Below are 17610 nucleotides of genomic sequence, written 5' to 3'. Positions count from 1 at the left end.
CAAAAGCGGCACTTATGCAGCCTCCTGGTGAGACGCCCGGCCCTTGAAGAGCCGCCTCACGCCGTCCCAACTGAACTCATGATGGCCAAGCAAACCAGTTGGCCGGATCAACATGACCACCAAAAGCACAACGGCCAAGATCATCAACCGGATATCTGCAGATTCATACACCTTGTCGCCCAGAATGGTGAACCTTTCCAAAATCTTCCCCACCACTGTTGCCAAAGTCAGCGGCACAAAAACCGCCCCGGCGAAGGCCATGGCTTGGGGCCCCTTTTCCAAATGAACCCGGTTCTGAACATAGCGAACCGCATAGACCATCGCGCCAATCCCGACAACCAGCAGCGAGACCAACATGGCCTGCGAGACTTGGAACTTGGCGATCCGGCCCATTTCTGGGATCATGAAGAGGCAGACCGCGGCAATGGTCGAACCGGTGATGGAGCCCGTGCCCCCGAGAACGACCATCGTCAAGATCAAGAAAGAAACGTCCATCTTGAACAAATCTGGGTTGATGAACTGCGTTTCGTGGGCAAACAGCGCTCCGGCGGCACCGGCAAAAGCAGCCCCAACGACAAACGCCACGACCTTTGTCTTGGTCAGATTGATCCCCATGGCCTGGGCGGCCACTTCATCTTCCCTCACCGCCAAGAACGGCAACCCGTGAACCGATTTGAGGAGGTTCCGGCAAACGGCGATACACAAGATCGCCAACATGAACACCAGGGCAATGGATCGGTATTTGTTATCCAAGTTGTAACCGTAGGAGCCGCCCCACTGTTCTTGGTTCTGCATGGTGATGCGCAGAATCTCTCCAAACCCCAACGTGACGACGGCGAGATAGTCGCCTTTCAACCGTAACGACGGCAAACCAACTATGAGGCCGGCAACAGCCGCCGCCGCCGCGCCGATCACGGTGGAGACCACGAGATAGGCGGGCATATCCAGTGGTTGCTTTGCAAAAAGGGCATTGCTGGAAAGGCCAGCCGCATAAGCCCCCACCATGTAAAACGCCGCATGCCCAATCGAGAACTGGCCCGTGATCCCGTTGATCAGGTTCAAACTGACCGACAACGTTACGTAAACGCCCGCCAAAAAGAACAAGCGCAAGTAATAGTCGTCGCGGATCAATTGTTTCAGTAAGACTTCGGCGCCGATGCAAAGCAACACGGTCACCACCACTGAAACCGCCCGGACGCCTAGGATCTTGCCGAGGCTCATACCTTTTCCACCTTGTCAGACCCCAAGAGTCCGCCCGGCTTGAGCAAGAGCACAAAGATCAGGATGACGAATGCCACCGCATCCTTGTATTGGCTAAATCCCAACCAGACGACCAAGGTCTCCGCCAACCCCATGACGATTCCGCCGAGCACCGCTCCGGGAATGTTGCCGATGCCGCCCAAAACGGCCGCCACAAACGCCTTGACACCCGGCAAAAGACCATAAAACGGCTGCAGGGGAGTCCCTTCGAACGTGGCTAGCATCATGGCCCCCGCTCCCGCCAAAGCCGAACCCAGCATGAACGTGAAGGTGACCACGCGGTTGACGTTCACCCCCATCAAAGAAGCTGAATCGAAATCGTGGCTAGCCGCCCGCATCGCCCGGCCGGCCCTTGTGTACATCACCAGGTAAGTCAGCAGGCCCATCAAAACGACCACGGTCACCAGCATGATCACTTTGCCTTGGGTCACCGTCAGCTCGATTGCCGGGCTGGTTACGCTGCCATCCTGGGCGATCACCGCCTTCCGGAAGGAATGGTTGATGACCCCTTGGAACGGATTCACTTCCTGAACCACGCTTGGCGGGGGGTTTGCCGGCAAAAAGAGTTGCCCTCCATATTGCAGGAACAGCGAGACCCCGATGGCCGTGATCAATGCGGCAATCCGCGATTGGTTCCGCATCGGACGGTAGGCGAGGAATTCGATCACGGCACCGATGACCGCGCAAACCGCCATCGAAGCCAAAATAAGGATCACCAGGTTGAACGGGCTGCTGGTAAGGGGGTGGCCCTGCATCACGCCCTTCTTCACCAATTCCGGCGTAAAGCCCATCGTGTACGACGTCAACAGGGCCGTGTAGGCACCCAACATGAACACTTCGCCATGGGCAAAGTTGATCAACCTCAACACCCCATAAACCATGGTGTAGCCCAGGGCGATCAGCGCATAGATTGCGCCGATCACCAGGCCATTTACAAGCTGTTGCGGAAGAGATGAAAAGTCCAGCGTGAAGCCAGCCACCAAATGGAGAACCGAATCCATCGCCATGCTCAGTTAAGGGGCTGGGCCAAATTTATTGGCCCAGCACTTCGGCGGGGGTGTATTCCTTGGAGAAAACAAACCCGTCTTTCTTCACTTCGACGATCAGGGCCCGCTTTGCCGGGTCGCCAGTCGTCCCCTTGAGCGTGATATCGCCGCTGACGCCGTGGAAGTTCTCGGTTTCCATGATCGCTGCCGCCACATTGGCCGAATTAATCTCTTTGCCCGAGTCGGCGACGCGCTTGATCGCATCGAGGACAAGAGCCGTCGCATCGTAACCCAATGCCCCCATCGTGGTGCCGGGCAAGTTGCCGTTGTTGGCCGCCTTGTAATCTTCCAGGAACTTTTTGACTTCCGGCCGCTCTTCCTTGTCGTTGTAGTGGTTGCAGAAGAAGCCGCCCACAATGGCGTCGCCGCCGCTTGAAATGAGGTCGGCGCTATCCCACCCGTCGCCACCCATCAGGGTGACCTTGTCGGCCGTCATGCCCAGCTGGCGCACCTGGCGAGACATGGGGCCCACTTCGTTAAAGTAACCCGACATGAAAATGCCGTCTGGGTTAAGGCCCTTGATCCGGGTCAGCTGGCCATTAAACTGCGTGTCTCCGGATTGATAGCTCTCATCGGCGACGATTTTGCCGCCCAACTCCTCGAATTTCTTTTTAAACGTGGCGGTGAGGCCCGTGGAATAAGGCTGCTTCTTGTCGGTCATGACGGCCACGCGCCGCAGGCCCCGGTCATAGGCGAACTTGGCCATCACCGGCCCTTGCAGGTCGTCGGTGTAGCACACGCGGCTGATGAGCCCTTTTCCATCTTTCGTGATGTCCGGGTTGGTGGCCCCGACGGCAACCATCGGGATGCCCTTTTCCAGCGCCACGATCTTCATTTGTTTGGTGATGCCGCTCGCAACTTCGCCGATGATGGCCACAACCCCGTCGCCCGCCAGCTTGGCCGCGGCCGATTTCCCTTCTTCCGGTTTGGAGTTGGAATCTTCGACGATCAGCTCGATCTTCTTGCCGCCGATTCCTCCGGCGTCGTTGATTAACTTGACGGCCAAAACGCCGCCCGATTCACAGTCAGTGCCCCAGGGCCTGAGTTCACCGTTGCGGCTGGCAACCATCCCGATCTTGATCGTGTCGCCGCTGGCAGTTCCGCCCGTGCCGCCCGAACCCGAAGTCGATGAGCCGGTGGTGCTGCCCGTAGACCCGGCACTGCCGGGATCCTTGCATCCGCCGAAAAGGCTCATGCCGGCGATGGCAAGCGTGAGCCCTGCGATTTGAAGCAATCCGTTTTTCATAGTCAATCCAAGCAAGCGCGGCGGGCCCCAATCCACCCGGCCGCTTTGGTGCCGCCGAGTATACAGGAATTTTCCCGCATGATTCCCCCCAACGGAACAAACCGCTCAACGGCCTAAAGAAATCCCCACCCCAGGATTAAACTGGAACCATGCGGACGGCGAAAACCATGCCGCTCCTGGTCTTCGCTTTCTTCTGCCTGGCCAGTTGCCGCTCCAACACAACCTATAAGATCCCCACCCAAATTTATGCCCCGACGGCACGCCAAGCCGATGCCGACGATTTAGCCCAGTTTCGCAGGAGTTACCTGGCGTTTTCACAATATTGCGGATCAGAATTCTCGCGCCAAGATGGGGGCTTTGCATTCCCCATCGTCACTGCCTACCAGACCGGGCTCACCCTGCTAGCGGCATCCGAAGGCAAGACATTCACCGAGGCTGCCACCTTTTTGCACACCGACTCTCCCGATGAATACCCGCTGGTTCAGGGATTTAACGACCTCTACATCCCGCTTGTCCAACCAGAAAATCACCAAATGAAATTCGGGAGCGCGGTTTGGATGATCTGGCCAACCCCCATGCAAACCGAATTCCAAACGGAAATGGCTGAACGGATCGGCAGCGACGTCGTCCGGCTTGGGAGCGCCGGCATCACCCCGCACAATGCCATGGCCGCGTGGATCCACCAGTTTATCTACAAGGCAAAAGCTCCGGACTTTGATAAATCCGACCCAATTGTTTGCACCGGCGCACTTTCCGTCACGTTTAATTCGCCGCTGGCCAAGAATGGTGACATTTGGGGAGCCAAGGACGGCAACCTGATCTTTTTGGCTTGGGAAGACAAGGATTTATGGCAATTACCTGCGGAATCTTATCTTAAACAGGTTGTCAATTTTGAATCCGCCCCTGGGCCTAGCCCGGTGGAAACCGTGATCGAAGGAGAAGCCGATTTGTTGCCAATGGCAAAAGCCCTCGGCCTTGAAAAGCTCATCACCGGCCCGAACGACCTCCGCAACCTAAGCGTTGAAATCATCCCGCAAGGCGACGAGATTGGGGTGGCCATCATGCGCCAGTATCTCTCAATCAAAATCGATGGAACCACTGGGCCGCCCTCCAAGGGCGAGCCGTTCCGTTGGGCCCTCTACGACCGGCGGACTTCCCTACCATTGGCCATCGGCCGATTTGTGCCTTAGTACCGGCAAGCCTTGACGGCCGCTTCGGTGATTTTGGCAACGCTGGGCAGAACGTAGAGTTCCAACGGTTTGACCCAAGGCACCGGCGTATCCATACGGGTGATTCTCGCCGGCGGGGCATCCAAGTATTCAAAGGCCTTTTCCGTCATCCGGCTCATGATCTCGCCAGCAAACCCACAGGTCATTGGGGCTTCGTTGACGACCACAAGACGGTTGGTTTTCTTCAGGGACTCGATGATGGTCTCTTCATCCAACGGAACGAGCGACCGGATATCAATAACTTCTGCCGAAAAACCTTCCTTTTGGATCTCATCGGCCGCCGCAAGAGCGTGGTAGACGTTTTGCCCGTAGGTAACAATCGTGACGTCATCGCCTTCGCGAGCGATCCGTGCTTTGCCGATGGGGACGATGTAATCCTCTTCGGGCAGCACTTCTTCGATTTCGCGCCGACGGTAAAGGTCTTTGATTTCGTAAACCAAAACGGGGTTCGGGTCGCGGAGGGCCGCTTTCATCAAACCTTTGGCATCATAGACCGTGCTTGGGCAGATGATTTTCAGCCCAGGTGAGTTAGCAAACCATGCTTCGTTCATCTGGCTGTGGTAAAGCGCGCCGCCGCCGTAGGCTCCAGCAGGGCCACGGATGACCATTGGGATGTTGACTTCGCCGGCCGTCCGGTAATGGTAGGTCGCCGTCATGTTGACGATCTGGTCGAATCCACACGAAATGAAGTCGATAAATTGCATCTCGACCATCACGGTCTTGCCATTTAGACAAAGTCCGCAGGCGGTTCCCACAATGGTCGCCTCGCTGATCGGCATGTCGTAAACCCGCGATCGGCCATGTTTGGCCACCAGGCCGTCGGTGACGCCGAACGCCCCGCCAAGGGCACCGATGTCTTCGCCCATGCAGATCATGTCCGGGTTCCGATCCATCTCTTCGGCAATCGCTTCTTTGAGCGCCGTGAGGTAATTCTTTTTGAGTTCGGTTGCAACGGGTGCCGCCATATCAGTTGGCCTCCCGGAAGACCCACATCGCCGCCTCGGTTTCATCGGGCAATGGAGCCTTGATCGCGAATTGGACACCCTTGGTCAGGTAGTCGACAACTTTTTGGGGGAAATCATGGTCAGTGACTTCGCCAGCACCTTTCCCTTCGGCTTGGTGTTGCATCGCTTCGTCAACTGTGAGGTACCCGAGTTCCATCATTTTCGCCTTCATCACCGCCAATGGATCCCGCTTGCGGCCGGCTTCGACTTCTTCGCTCGGGCGGTATTTTTCCGCCCGGTCGTCATCGTGGTCGCCATGCCCATAGGCGCGGAATGTCTTGCATTCCACGATGCTGGGGCCGTTCCCAGCCCGGGCGTGCTCCACGGCCATCATGACTTTGTCGTACACATCGATGACATCTTGGCCGTCGGCGATGAATCCCGGGATCCCGTAGCCGTCCGCCCGCCGCGCAAAATCCGCCAGCGGATATTCGTAGTGGGTGGGGGTGCCATAAGCCCAATGGTTGTTTTCGATGATCGTCACCACCGGCAGTTTTTCGACCGCGGCAAAGTTGATGGCCTCATGGAAGACGCCTTGGGCCGTAGAACCTTCCCCATTAAACGTGACCGCAACCGTGTTCAGCCCGTTCAAGCGGTCGGCCAACACGACTCCAGTTGCAGCGGGGATCGTCCCGGCCAGCATCGATGTCGAGTGGATGATCCGTTTGGCCTTGCTGCCGATGTGGCTCCAGTTGTCGCGGGCACGGCCAGGCGACGTGGCTTTGCCCCAAACTTGGCTGCAAACTTCTTCGATCGTCATCCCCATCCGGTCTGGGTTTTCCCAACCTGACCGAAAGTCCTTGAGGAAAAAGGCGGGCATGTCCCGGTGGATCGGCGAGATCCAATCCATGGGTTCCAACCCGAAAAGCGATCCGACGAGCACGGCCTCTTGGTTGTGGCTGCTGTAAAGCGTGCCTCTCAAACGGCCGCGCTTCTTTTCTTTAATCAAGCGGACGTCGAAATACCGGGCCAAATAAAGCTGGAGCAACAGCTCGCGGTAATCGTCAGGGGTGAGCCGATCGCTCGGCCGGCTCACCGGACTTTGCTGCCCTTGGTTCTGGGCACTCTCCGTGTCCGTTGTCGTGGTCGCCACTACGTATTTCTCCTTCTCGCCGGATTGGTGCTCCCAGGTTGAAAGTCCGTGGATTTTACCGTCGGCTTACTGCCCTGCCTAGGCATTGCCGAACTGGGGCCATTCCAACATTCTCGGCATAAAAAGCCCCGGAGCCAAGCGACTCCGGGGCCAACTTCCGTTTCAATCAACGGATAGGGTTACTTGCCGTACTTGGACTTAGCCGTTTCGACTTCGTTCATCACTTGACTAAAGCCGCCATAACCAAGGAACTCGTGGACAATGGTTCCGTCCGGTTTGATGAACTTGACCGAAGGCATGGCTTCGATCGCATATTTTTGGGCCAGGTCGGGCGAATTGTCGACGTCGACTTTGAGCAGGATCATGTTCGCGGTCGCCTTCTTGAACTCGTCCGTGGAAAAGACTTGGTCTTCCATCATGTGGCAGGGGCCGCACCAGCTGGCCATGAAGTCGATCATCACCATCTTGCCGCTGGCTTTGGCCAGCTTGAATGCTTGGTCGTAATCCCAAAGCCACTTGCCCAGGTTCATCACGCTCAGGTCGACTTTTTGGGCACCGTTCGGGGCCTTGAAAGTGAACAGGTCGGCCGGGCGGCTGCCCACTTGAACGTTGGACATTGCCAACACTTTGCTTTCAGTTCCGGAGATGCCTTTGGTGTTGATCGCCAAGCGGGCCGGCATTTTCGACTTCTGGCTCAGATAGAAATCCATGATCGTTTCACCTTTGGCATCCGCTTCCACGCGGATGACGTCCGTGGATTCGCCACCGACCTTCTTCTCGCCGGTTTTTTCAACCCGGGCGACCTTGCCATAAGCCTTTTCGTTGAAGAACGGCTGCCACACCTGCAGGTCGGCCTGACCCAGGATTTCCGCAAGCCCTTGCGGAGTTTGTTCGGCGGTGAAGTATTCGTTCTTATCCTTCAGCAGGGTCGTGATCTCCTTGCCGTCGGCAACGATCAATTTATCGGCAGTCTCCAGGCGCAACATATCGGGCTTAGCCAGTTGGATCGAATAGGCAGAAGTTGTGCCGCCAACCACCGAAACCTGGACGTCGGCCGAGAGGCCATCGGCCTTCAAGAGGGTCGTTTTGAAACTATCGAATGCCGGAGCGGACAAAAGCGCGGTCGCCGCGACCGCTGCCGCCAAAACCGGAAGGGCGAATAGGATGCGATTTCCTTTCATGGTTGCCTCTACGTAACGGGGACCCGTTGGGGATCGTTCCCCCTATTCTACCGGGAATCTGGATCTGGACAGAAAGTTTCCCAAGAGCGGGAGAAAATCCGCGCCAGGCTCGACTAAACTGCAAAACGCCGATGAAGCTGCCTCCCGCCCTTTATGCGGTTCTCGCCGTCTTCCTGATCTTGACCGGGGTCTATAGCTCCCTGACCCCGTATCGCCAAGGCGGTTTCCTCAAGCATCAGCGCGATCCGGCCACGGGCGGGCCCCAGCGGGCCGAAGATATCGGTGCCCCAGACGAACGGCAGCATGCCAACTACATCGCGTTTGTCAAATCGGGAAAGGGTTTCCCCGTGCTTGTCCCCGGCTCACCAGACGCCTACGAGAATTACCAGGCCCACCAACCACCCCTTTATTACATCTTGGCTGCGGGATGGTCCACCGTGACAGGAGCCGACCCGACGGACCCTGGAGCGGGATTCCGGCTCCGATTCTTGAACTCGCTGATCGGCATTGGCACTTTGCTCGGCATTTATTTCGCCGGGATCTGGGGGTTGCGCCGGCAAGATGTCGCCTTGGCCGCAACGGCCTTTGCCGCCCTGTTGCCCATGAACATCGCCCTCCACGCCGCGGTTTCAAACGATCCCCTCCTCTATTGTTTGGTGACCTGGGTGTTCGCGCTGTCCCTCAAGGGCATCCATGAAGGTTGGGATAACAAGGTCGCCCTCACGATCGGGCTGCTCGCTGGGCTCGGATTGCTCACCAAGACCACGGCCCTTGTTTGTTTCCCCGTCATCCTTGGCGCGTTCCTGATCTCCTGGCGCAAAAATGGGGCAAAGCCGGGGTTGCAAGCCGTTGCGTTGGCGCTGGTGTTGCCGGCAATTTTGGCCTCTCCCTGGTTAATGCGAAACAAATCGCTTTACGGGGACTTCTTTGCGTTGTCCGTCTTCAACGCGGCCTTCACCGGTTCGCCGCAAGCCTCACTCTTCATCGGGGCATTGGGGGCATGGGGGTATTGGTTGAACATGGTGCTGTGGTGGACAGCCCGGTCGTTCGTCGGCGCATTCGGATACATGGATGTGTTCCTCTTCGATTCCATGCGGCCCGACCAATCCGGCGCCCTCTATTCGGCCATCTTTGCCATCCTCGCCGGGATTGTGATCTTGGGTTTGCTGGGATTAAAGGCAGAATCGGCAAAAGCCGCCGAAGAAGATTTGCCCGCGCCATCCCACCTTTTGATCCTGTCAGCTGTGCTCCTAGTTTTCGCGACGGCCTTGTTCATCCGGTTCAACATGCAATATTTCCAAGGCCAGGCAAGATACCTGTTCCCCGCGCTCGTCGCCTTTTCCTACTTTTTCGCCTTTGGAGCGGTGAGGCTGACCAAGGATAAACCTCAATCCGCCTGGATCGTCCCCGCGGTATTCCTCGGACTGTTGAATTTGGCGGCCCTTCAAGCGATTTCCGAAGGGTTCCCGCTAAGGCTTGGGCAATGACCCCGATGCCGAAAAGGGCACTCCCGCAATTGTGCGGTACCCATCCCGGTAACCCGCTAAATCAGCTTTTCGTCCAAACTCAAGGTGTTGTCTAAGGCATACGACCACGTGAAACCTGAACAATTCGACGAGGATCTCTTGCTGGTCGATAGGGTTTTGTCGTCAGACCCCCATGCCTTCCAAGCCCTCTACGAAAAGTATTACGACCGGGTCTACGGCATCTCCTACGGTGTTTTGCGAGACGCCGACGAAGCCGCCGACGCCATCCAAGAGATCTTCACCCTCGTCTATAAGAACCTCGGCCGGTTCGATCGCAGGTCTAAGTTCTCGACCTGGCTGTTCCGCATCGCCGTCAACCGATCGATCCAGCAAGCGCGCAAGCTCAAATACAAAAAACGGGAAGCCGAATTCGACGACCGAATCGAATCCATTCCGGAGCGAGTCCCGCCCACCGAAGACAACGATCCCAGGATCAATGAAGCCATGGGGCAACTCCACCCCAACGACCGGGCGATCCTCACTTTGTTTTATGGCGATGAACTCAGCCTGCAAGAAATCGCCGATAGCATGGGGTGCTCGGCCAACGCGGCAAAAACCAGGCTGTTCCGAGCCCGCGAACGGTTGCGCGAAGCCTACGAGAAGATTTCTGGGGAAACCATCGACGGAGTGGGACTGTGAGCGCCACCGAATACAACGACATCTTGTGGCAATTGGCCGAGCACCAAGATGCCAAGCAGATCGACGCGTTCCTCAAGCAGCATCCTGAGCTCAAAGGAGAACTGCAATCGCGCATCAATATGATCGCCGGGCTCAAAGGTGTCACGGCGGCACCCAAGCGAAAGCCCGAGCGGTTCATGCCTTCGGCCAGACCCCTTTCTGCCGGGCCGCCCCGCTGGGCGGCCGCGCTTGCCGCCGCTATTTTGGTGGCCGGTGCCGTTTTTGCCACCCTCGGCACACTTCGGTTTATCGAATCCCGCAATGCGCCCGAACCCACTTACGACCCTGGGCAGATCAAACCGGGAATCGAGGCCAACAACGGCAACCCCCAATCCGGCGGAAACTCCCTGCCGAATCCGGTGAACAATCCGCCAACGACGACCGGCCCGGGGGATACGCCGCCCATCCAAGCCGAACGACCAGTTGACCGGCGTGTGACCCTTGTCGCCCGGCAGACCTCGCTTTCGGCCGCCCTCAACGATGTCGGGATCCAAGCGGGCATCCGGTTGGAATCGGCCCCAGGCATGCCCGACCCGACCATTGCGGTTGATTTCCGCGACCTGCCCGCCCTCCAAGTCTTGGAAAAACTGGGGGCGGAACTCGGGTTCACCGCCTCGGTGCAGTCCCCCGATTCGATCCTCCTCATTCCCGCGCGAGACCCCAACGCCCCCGGGGCAGGCACGCTCCCCGGATTTGTGGAGCCGAATTCCGGCCCAGGTGATCCGGATTCCGGGCTCCAGCCGATCCCGACCGGCCGCCCTGGCGCCGGAGAGCCAGCCGACCGCTCGGCTAACCGGTAACGAGCCCCGTTTCAAACTTTTTGTGTTATCATTGCAGTCAGTATTTAGGATCAACATGCGAAAAGCATTCACCCTCATCGAACTCTTGGTCGTGATCGCGATCATCGCCATCTTGGCGGCTATCCTCTTCCCCGTTTTTTCCCAGGCGAAGGTGGCGGCAAAGCAAACCCAATCGCTTTCCCAAATGCGGCAATTAGGCATGAGCGTCATGATCTATGCCGGCGACTACGACGACTTTTTCGTCCCGGCTTCTATGCGCGACGTCAATCCGGCCTTGGATCCGACGATTTGGACGCAAGGGCTCTCACCCTACGTCAAAAATGAACAGATTTTCATCACTCCCGACTCAGGCGGGGGATTCGCCGCCAGTTGGGCAACCCGTCGGCACCAGTCGGTTGGCTACAGTGATGCGACCGGGGTCGACCCCAACAGTACCGCCGTCCCCGGAGCCGCGCTCCCAGGAACCGAAGGATTCACCTCTGCGGCCAACTTCAGCCAAGCCGAAGAAACCGCCAAAACCGGACTGTTCGCGGTGACGGCCAACGCGCCCAAAGATGTCACAACGACCAAACACCGGGGCTACGTGTTCAATCCGTACAACGGCCTCAACGACCCAGGCGGCGACTATAAAAAAGGCCTCCCGATGATCAGCGACCGGGACTTGGTCACCGAAACTGGCGACGAAAATTATCCGGCCTCTCCCAGCTTGAGCGCCGGCGCACTTAAGCCGATCAAGTGCCCCTTTGGAGCTGACAAGAAGAATAACGGGCGGGCACCGGTCATCTTTGCCGACGGGCACGCCAAAGTTTACAGTGCCAAATCTTTGAACACATTTGGCAACGTGATCTGGCGATTCCGGTAACGGGGCTCCCAACCGGTAAAATTAGCGGCCGGACACTTGACAGCGTCCGGCCGCGTCAATACACTATCGGTTTCAGGGCCGACCGACGATGAGCGAAGACGAAAACATCTCCCAAGAAGGACAAAGCGCGGAAATCGAACCGGTTTTGATGCAAGCGGCCGACGCCAAAGAGCGGATTGCCGCCGATGCCGTGTTCAGCCTCGCCCCCGGCGTGGTCATTCTGCTGATCGCCGCGGTCGTCTTCTATTACCAACGGAGCCAAGGCGGGCTTTTTTCGGGACTTGGCGTTGTTTTGGGAGTGATCGGCATCGGGTTACTCGGTTTTGGCATTTACCGACTCACCAAAGTCCGGGAAGTCGAAGGACATCCGGTTGAATGCCCGTTCTGCCAGAAAACCAACATTTTGACGGCCGCCCCCGAAAGTGATTTCCGATGTATCCATTGCAACCGGGAAGTGCCCATCGAGGGCGGCAAGATCCTCAACGTCTATCAGGTTCGCTGCGGTTACTGCAACACGCTCAATTACTACAGCGAAAAATCCACTGGGTTGATCTGCGAATCCTGCGACCGGGAGATCCCCATCGCAACCGACGAACAAACGGCGGCCAAAAAGGTCTTTGAAGCCTATACCATCCACGACGACGACCAACCGTACGACCTCATTTTGGTCAAGGCGCCCGACAGCAACGAAATGATCTCCTGCCTTCAGCAGATGTTGGCCTTGAACCGAAACCAAGTGAAAGAATTGTTGGATGAACTTCCACAAACCCTGCTGACCGGGATCCCCAAAAAGAAAGCGGAGCTCTTGACCGCCCAAATTGCCGTTCACAAGGGCGTCGCCGAAAACAAAGTCAGCGGGACCTGAGTCCGCTTTTTTGCCTGAGAAACCGGCGGCGGCCGTCCAACTATTGTAAGTGTGAAGCAGTTGCACCCCGCATTTGTGGCAGTGGTTTCGGCCGCCATCGTTCTTTTTGCAATCGGTTGCGGAGGCGGAGGAAACAGCACGCCCGGCGGAAACACCACGCCGCTTGCCTGCGGGCCCAACTTCCTCACCCCAAACTACGTCCAGGCGACCGACCCCGGCGACAACCAGCCGAACAAGATCCTGACTTGGCCCGGCTTCCCCATCAACGTCTACTTTGCCTCCAACCAGGTCAACACCTACGGCGGCAACAGCTATGACACAAACGATATTTTTTGGGCGGCCATGCAACGGTGGGTGGCGGCAAGCAGCGGAAACATGGTGGTGACCCAGGTAGGCTCTTCTTCAGGCGCCGATATCACCGTCGATGTCAACCAGCTTTCCACGGCTCCCGGGGGCGGGGGCACGCTCGGATTCACTCAAGTCACCTATTACCCCTCGACCGGGCAAATCGTCAGCGCCCACGTGACGATCAACACGTGGCCTGGGATGACGGCTGCCCAGTTCCAAGATGGGCTGAAGGCCACATGCACGCACGAATTCGGCCATGCGCTCTTCCTCCAGGGTCACAGCGACGACAGTCTGGACAATATGTACTACCAAGGCTCTTCGAGTCTAGATAAACCGCTGACCCAGCGAGACCAAAACAGTTTCCTCACCGCCTACTGCGGAACGTTTGCTTCGCGGTCTCGTGCCCGTGGCGAAACCGGCGAACAGCCGGTGACGGTCACCATCGAGTGCAAAGGGCACTAGAAGGCGTTCCCCTGCCTTGGGCGCAGGCTGTCGCGCCCTCACTACGCCCTGGCAACCGGATTTTCAGCGGATGGCCTGTTCGGTCTCGCCGTCGAAAATGTGGATCTTCTCGATGGTGGCAACAAACTTGTGCTCGCTCCCCATCTCCAAGCGGTTTGCCGGATCGAGCGTGGCGATCATGGCGACATCCCCGACCTTCAGGTAGGCGGTGTCTTCCGCCCCGAGCTTTTCGAGCACATCGACCGTTGCCGTGAAGCAGTGGGATTCGTCGACTTTGCCAGCAAGCGAGGCGTCGGAAACATCTTCCGGCCGGATCCCCAGGGTCACCTTTTTGCCTTCCATTCCCGCGGCGGCATGACCCGCTGGCAACGGGAGGGTCAGGTTGGGGGAAACGAACTTTCCGGCTTGGATAGATCCTTCAACAAAGTTCATGGGCGGGGCGCCAATGAACCCGGCAACGAATTTGTTCGCCGGGAAATTGTAGACCGTTTCCGGTTCGTCGCACTGTTGGAGCACCCCGTTGGACATGACACTGATGCGTTGGCCCATCGTCATCGCCTCCACTTGGTCGTGGGTCACATAGATCGTTGTGATTCCCAAGTCGCGGTGGAGCCGGATCAGCTCGGCCCGCGTTTGGATGCGGAGCTTGGCATCCAAGTTGGAAAGCGGCTCATCCATCAAAAAGACTTTCGGCTTGCGCACAATCGCGCGGCCCAAGGCCACCCGCTGGCGTTGCCCGCCAGAAAGCTCCTTGGGTTTGCGGTGCAACAAATGGTCGATGTCGAGCATCTTCGCCGCCTCATGGACGCGGCTGTCGATATCGGCTTTGACCTTTTTGGCTTCTGCAGCATTGGCAATTTGCCAGAGGAAACCCTTTAGTTCACGAAGGCGGAGCCCAAACGCGATGTTGTCGTAAACCGACATGTGCGGATAAAGGGCATAGTTTTGGAACACCATGGCGATATCCCGATCTTTCGGAGGGACATCATTGACCCGGCGGTCACCGATGTTCAAATCGCCTTCGGTCGCCTCTTCCAGGCCCGCGATCATGCGGAGGGCCGTTGTCTTCCCACAACCCGAAGGGCCGACGAGAACCATGAATTCTTTATCTCGAATCTCCAAGTTCAAGTTATCGACGGCTTTGACATCTTTGCCAAAAATCTTTGTGACGCCTTTGAAGCTGACCCCGGCCAAACTGTGAATTCTCCTTTGCCTTTGGTCCAGGCGCCGTTGCCTGACTGGAAGGGATTATAGCCAATCGTGCCGCACGCTACGTCCTCTTCAAAAAAAATGCAGGCCAGACACTGGAATATGCAGCCAAGTTAGAGGCTTTTTAACGTATCATTGACATTAGCGGGTTTCCGCCCGGTCATCGACGACCTGTTTTGAAGCCATGAAAACACGTGCATTCACCCTCATCGAACTGCTGGTGGTCATTGCCATTATCGCAATCCTCGCCGCCATCCTGTTCCCCGTCTTCGCGCAAGCCAAAGTTGCCGCAAAGAAGGCGCAAGCCATCTCCAACGTCAAAAACATCAACACGGCTGCCCAGATCTATCTGTCGGACTACGACGACACGATGCCCATCACCAATATCTGGAACCCGCAGAACAACCGCACCCTCTATAACCGGTTCTGCCCGGTTCCGGCTGAGCAGGCAGCAGCATTCACCGATCAAAGCGGGATCAACGCGTTTAACACGTTCTACGTGAATTCGATGCGGCCCTACCTCAAAAACGAGCAGATCTACGACGACCCCGTCGCCTCCTCGACCACCTCGATCTACACGTTGAGCATTGCCAACGGCATGCCCTACCAAAACATCAACAACAACTACGCGTATGCCTATAACGGCTTGTTGAACAGCTACAGCGCAACGGCCGTCACCAACCCGGCCGGCTTGATCCTGTTCTCGCAAGACGGCAACCGCAAAACCCCCGGTGCTTGGTTCGCCAACCCGTACATGGGTTGCGAAAACGCCAACCGCCTGACGTCCTGCGTCTACAAACCCGGATACGCCGGCTGCAACACGCTGGACAACGGCTCCACCTCGTTCGTCTCGCGCTCCACGGGTGGCGCCGGTTGGGACATGTATAGCGGCCACTGGATCGTCACGTTTGTGGATGGCCACGCCAAAACCCGCAAGATCGGTTCCCGATCCACCGGCCCCACCGATCCGCGGATCGACCCGTTCACCGATTGGCAAGGCACCAACGGTGGCACCAACCTCATGAAGCGCTGGTGGTCGGCAGAAGACCCCGCCGGATGCCACGCCTACCTCTTCCGGCCCGACCTGGACTTCGGAACCTGGGACACGGCGGTCGCCCTGTAATGAAGAACCTCCTTGCCATCGCAATGCTCGCCGCGCTCATGTGCGGCATGATTGCCGGGTGCGCCTCGGACACTGCATCAACCGATGCCGCGCCGAAAGGCAATGCGCCTGAAACTACCACCGCACCCCCAGGGGCCAAAAACCCCGAAGAACGCGGGATGGAAGAAATGCGCAAACAAGGCACCAGCCAACCTGGCGACCAGGATGGCGGCGGCCAAGACGGCAAGTAGCCGTAAGCCGGATCTATTGAGACGGGCGGGGGATTGTCCCCCGCCCGCCCCCATTTTTGCCTCAGTGAGAACTCAGTGGCACTCCGGAACCCCGTTCAAAAAAGCAAGGTCCCGCCACTCGACTATGCCGCCGAGCCAGAGCCTTTTTGACGTATGATTGAGAACGGCGGGTTTCCGCCCGGTCATCAACGACCTGTTTTGAAGCCATGAAAACAAGAGCATTCACCCTCATCGAACTGCTGGTGGTGATCGCGATCATCGCGATCCTCGCCGCAATATTGTTCCCCGTCTTCGCGCAAGCCAAATTGGCTGCCAAAAAGACGCAGTCGCTCAGCAATCTGAAGAATATGGGAACCGCAACTCAGATCTACCTCAGCGATTACGACGACTACTACCCGCAAGGGACCGTTGAAGCGCCAGGGATAGCAGTTGGCGCCACTACGGCCAACCGGTTCGTCCCGACCCCCGACAGCATTGCAACCAATCTCGGTGTCAACCAATCCTTGGTCAACACGGCGCGGTCATTTGTAACAAATGCAATTCAGCCGTATATGAAAAACATTGATATCATTCACGACCCTGTAGCAAACCGTTTTGATGGCGGCACCTTCTCGATGATGGGTGGACTCAAACCGCCGGGAGATTCCAAGGATTTGACCTATACCTACAACGGACTCCTGAATGCATATAGTGCAACTGCTATTGGCAGCGTTGCCGACTTGATCGTCTGGTGGCCGGGTCAGGGCAAACGCTCCCTGATCGGTGGCGGCTACGCCAGCCCCTGGCTCATCTGCCCTCAAGCCGGTGTTCCCTGCGTTTATCAGCCTCAGACTCCCACATGTTCGACGGCCGTCAACGGCCAGGCAAGCTCCTACACGTCCAATTCCAGCGGCCAAGGGTACGACCTGTTTAGCGGTGTCATGACTTTTAACTACGCAGACAGCCACGCAAAGGCCCGGAGAATTGGTGTCAACCAAACGGGCGACCAAGACCCGCGGACGGACCCATTTGCCCGTTATAGCGGTCAATTTGTCGCCAACCGGTCTTGGGATCAGTACTTCTGCCACCCCTACCTGTTCCGACCGGAATTCGACTTTGCAAACTTCGGCCCGAGGACCATCTTCTAGGTTGATGAAAAAGTTCGTTTTCATGGCTTTTGCAACCCTGGCCGCATTCGCTTCCATTGGTTGCAGCAGTGATGCTGGCTCCGATGCGCCGGCGCCAAAAGGCACCAAACCGGAATCAGTCGACCTGACCGACTCCAGCAAGCTCACCCCTCAACAACAGGAACTTGCCAAAGCCCGGGGGGCTAGTGGCGAAGCCTCAAAGGGTGATCAGGGCGAGACCGAAGGCGGTCGTTAGGACGCTCTAAATTGCCAAAGTGGGGGATGGCTAGCCATCCCCCTAACAAAACTTCGTGGCACTCCGGAACCCCCTTCACGCATAAT

18 protein-coding genes are annotated in these 17610 nt (G+C 57.5%); 11 read left to right on the top strand and 7 right to left on the bottom strand.

Translation table 11 applies throughout. From position 1 onward, the window contains the following. Positions 1 to 12: 12 nt before the first annotated feature. Genes JNM28_05220 through JNM28_05210 form a run of 3 tightly spaced genes read right to left on the bottom strand, consistent with a single transcriptional unit; the run spans position 13 to position 3552 of the window. A complete protein-coding gene (locus tag JNM28_05220; protein ID MBL8067828.1) occupies positions 13 to 1221 on the bottom strand; it encodes a branched-chain amino acid ABC transporter permease in 1209 nt (402 codons plus the stop codon). Beyond that, positions 1218 to 2261 carry a branched-chain amino acid ABC transporter permease gene (locus JNM28_05215; GenBank protein MBL8067827.1) on the bottom strand — a complete coding sequence of 348 codons (1044 nt, stop codon included), beginning with the start codon at positions 2259 to 2261 and terminating at the stop codon, positions 1218 to 1220. Before JNM28_05215 ends, JNM28_05220 begins: the two co-directional genes overlap by 4 nt. 31 nt (positions 2262 to 2292) lie before the next feature. Continuing rightward, positions 2293 to 3552, bottom strand: a complete 1260-nt coding sequence (locus JNM28_05210; protein ID MBL8067826.1) for an ABC transporter substrate-binding protein — start codon at positions 3550 to 3552, stop codon at positions 2293 to 2295. Positions 3553 to 3701: 149 nt separating this feature from the next. Between JNM28_05210 and JNM28_05205 the strand changes: the two genes are divergently transcribed. Beyond that, positions 3702 to 4742, top strand: coding sequence for a hypothetical protein (locus JNM28_05205; GenBank protein MBL8067825.1), 1041 nt, complete (start codon positions 3702 to 3704; stop codon positions 4740 to 4742). Here the strand turns inward: JNM28_05205 and JNM28_05200 are convergent. The 3 genes from JNM28_05200 to JNM28_05190 form a co-directional block, all read right to left on the bottom strand. Further along, entirely contained in the window at positions 4739 to 5746 is a 1008-nt protein-coding gene (locus tag JNM28_05200; protein MBL8067824.1) for an alpha-ketoacid dehydrogenase subunit beta, read from the bottom strand. The two genes, JNM28_05205 and JNM28_05200, sit on opposite strands and share 4 nt — an antisense overlap. A 1-nt stretch (position 5747) precedes the next feature. Continuing rightward, a complete protein-coding gene (locus tag JNM28_05195) occupies positions 5748 to 6878 on the bottom strand; it encodes a thiamine pyrophosphate-dependent dehydrogenase E1 component subunit alpha (GenBank protein ID MBL8067823.1) in 1131 nt (376 codons plus the stop codon). Between the two features lie 179 nt (positions 6879 to 7057). Beyond that, on the bottom strand, positions 7058 to 8059 hold the full coding sequence (locus JNM28_05190) for a thioredoxin family protein (GenBank protein MBL8067822.1): 1002 nt from the start codon (positions 8057 to 8059) through the stop codon (positions 7058 to 7060). A 131-nt stretch (positions 8060 to 8190) separates the two neighbouring features. Here JNM28_05190 and JNM28_05185 point away from each other — a divergent pair, with 131 nt between their 5' ends. The 6 genes from JNM28_05185 (at position 8191) to JNM28_05160 (ending at position 13600) form a co-directional block, all read left to right on the top strand. Next, positions 8191 to 9546: a glycosyltransferase family 39 protein gene (locus JNM28_05185; protein ID MBL8067821.1), complete on the top strand. Its 1356-nt coding sequence runs from the start codon at positions 8191 to 8193 to the stop codon at positions 9544 to 9546. Between the two features lie 87 nt (positions 9547 to 9633). Further along, complete coding sequence (locus JNM28_05180; protein ID MBL8067820.1) at positions 9634 to 10224, top strand: RNA polymerase sigma factor; 591 nt, start codon at positions 9634 to 9636, stop codon at positions 10222 to 10224. Further along, positions 10221 to 11063: a hypothetical protein gene (locus JNM28_05175; protein ID MBL8067819.1), complete on the top strand. Its 843-nt coding sequence runs from the start codon at positions 10221 to 10223 to the stop codon at positions 11061 to 11063. The genes JNM28_05180 and JNM28_05175 overlap by 4 nt, the downstream gene beginning before the upstream one ends. A 55-nt stretch (positions 11064 to 11118) precedes the next feature. Then, positions 11119 to 11925 carry a prepilin-type N-terminal cleavage/methylation domain-containing protein gene (locus tag JNM28_05170; GenBank protein ID MBL8067818.1) on the top strand — a complete coding sequence of 269 codons (807 nt, stop codon included), beginning with the start codon at positions 11119 to 11121 and terminating at the stop codon, positions 11923 to 11925. An 88-nt stretch (positions 11926 to 12013) separates the two neighbouring features. Then, positions 12014 to 12790: a hypothetical protein gene (locus JNM28_05165; protein ID MBL8067817.1), complete on the top strand. Its 777-nt coding sequence runs from the start codon at positions 12014 to 12016 to the stop codon at positions 12788 to 12790. A 51-nt stretch (positions 12791 to 12841) separates the two neighbouring features. Then, on the top strand, positions 12842 to 13600 hold the full coding sequence (locus JNM28_05160; GenBank protein MBL8067816.1) for a hypothetical protein: 759 nt from the start codon (positions 12842 to 12844) through the stop codon (positions 13598 to 13600). A gap of 63 nt (positions 13601 to 13663) precedes the next feature. Here JNM28_05160 and JNM28_05155 read toward each other — a convergent pair whose 3' ends face one another. Further along, positions 13664 to 14794, bottom strand: coding sequence for an ABC transporter ATP-binding protein (locus JNM28_05155; protein ID MBL8067815.1), 1131 nt, complete (start codon positions 14792 to 14794; stop codon positions 13664 to 13666). Between the two features lie 199 nt (positions 14795 to 14993). Here JNM28_05155 and JNM28_05150 point away from each other — a divergent pair, with 199 nt between their 5' ends. From JNM28_05150 to JNM28_05135, 4 genes are all read left to right on the top strand, one after another. Then, the gene (locus JNM28_05150) at positions 14994 to 15932 is read left to right on the top strand and encodes a prepilin-type N-terminal cleavage/methylation domain-containing protein (protein MBL8067814.1); all 939 of its coding nucleotides are present in this window, start codon (positions 14994 to 14996) and stop codon (positions 15930 to 15932) included. After that, complete coding sequence (locus JNM28_05145; protein ID MBL8067813.1) at positions 15932 to 16162, top strand: hypothetical protein; 231 nt, start codon at positions 15932 to 15934, stop codon at positions 16160 to 16162. The genes JNM28_05150 and JNM28_05145 overlap by 1 nt, the downstream gene beginning before the upstream one ends. A 206-nt stretch (positions 16163 to 16368) precedes the next feature. After that, a complete protein-coding gene (locus tag JNM28_05140; protein ID MBL8067812.1) occupies positions 16369 to 17289 on the top strand; it encodes a prepilin-type N-terminal cleavage/methylation domain-containing protein in 921 nt (306 codons plus the stop codon). 4 nt (positions 17290 to 17293) lie between these two features. Next, the gene (locus JNM28_05135; GenBank protein ID MBL8067811.1) at positions 17294 to 17524 is read left to right on the top strand and encodes a hypothetical protein; all 231 of its coding nucleotides are present in this window, start codon (positions 17294 to 17296) and stop codon (positions 17522 to 17524) included. The last annotated feature ends 86 nt before the right edge of the window (positions 17525 to 17610 follow it).

The sequence above is a fragment of the Armatimonadota bacterium genome, from assembly GCA_016789105.1.
Classification (GTDB): Bacteria; Armatimonadota; Fimbriimonadia; order Fimbriimonadales; family Fimbriimonadaceae; genus UphvI-Ar2.
Note: the sequence above shows the minus strand (reverse complement) of the source record. Positions and strands in the feature narration are given on the sequence as shown.

What these genes read in the sequence shown, in the direction of transcription:
- JNM28_05220 (MBL8067828.1), bottom strand. Translation starts at nt 1,221, where the DNA reads ATGAGCCTCGGCAAGATCCTAGGCGTCCGGGCGGTTTCAGTGGTGGTG.
- JNM28_05215 (MBL8067827.1), bottom strand. Translation starts at nt 2,261, where the DNA reads ATGGATTCGGTTCTCCATTTGGTGGCTGGCTTCACGCTGGACTTTTCA.
- JNM28_05210 (MBL8067826.1), bottom strand. Translation starts at nt 3,552, where the DNA reads ATGAAAAACGGATTGCTTCAAATCGCAGGGCTCACGCTTGCCATCGCC.
- JNM28_05205 (MBL8067825.1), top strand. Translation starts at nt 3,702, where the DNA reads ATGCGGACGGCGAAAACCATGCCGCTCCTGGTCTTCGCTTTCTTCTGC.
- JNM28_05200 (MBL8067824.1), bottom strand. Translation starts at nt 5,746, where the DNA reads ATGGCGGCACCCGTTGCAACCGAACTCAAAAAGAATTACCTCACGGCG.
- JNM28_05190 (MBL8067822.1), bottom strand. Translation starts at nt 8,059, where the DNA reads ATGAAAGGAAATCGCATCCTATTCGCCCTTCCGGTTTTGGCGGCAGCG.
- JNM28_05185 (MBL8067821.1), top strand. Translation starts at nt 8,191, where the DNA reads ATGAAGCTGCCTCCCGCCCTTTATGCGGTTCTCGCCGTCTTCCTGATC.
- JNM28_05170 (MBL8067818.1), top strand. Translation starts at nt 11,119, where the DNA reads ATGCGAAAAGCATTCACCCTCATCGAACTCTTGGTCGTGATCGCGATC.
- JNM28_05165 (MBL8067817.1), top strand. Translation starts at nt 12,014, where the DNA reads ATGAGCGAAGACGAAAACATCTCCCAAGAAGGACAAAGCGCGGAAATC.
- JNM28_05150 (MBL8067814.1), top strand. Translation starts at nt 14,994, where the DNA reads ATGAAAACACGTGCATTCACCCTCATCGAACTGCTGGTGGTCATTGCC.
- JNM28_05145 (MBL8067813.1), top strand. Translation starts at nt 15,932, where the DNA reads ATGAAGAACCTCCTTGCCATCGCAATGCTCGCCGCGCTCATGTGCGGC.
- JNM28_05140 (MBL8067812.1), top strand. Translation starts at nt 16,369, where the DNA reads ATGAAAACAAGAGCATTCACCCTCATCGAACTGCTGGTGGTGATCGCG.
- JNM28_05135 (MBL8067811.1), top strand. Translation starts at nt 17,294, where the DNA reads ATGAAAAAGTTCGTTTTCATGGCTTTTGCAACCCTGGCCGCATTCGCT.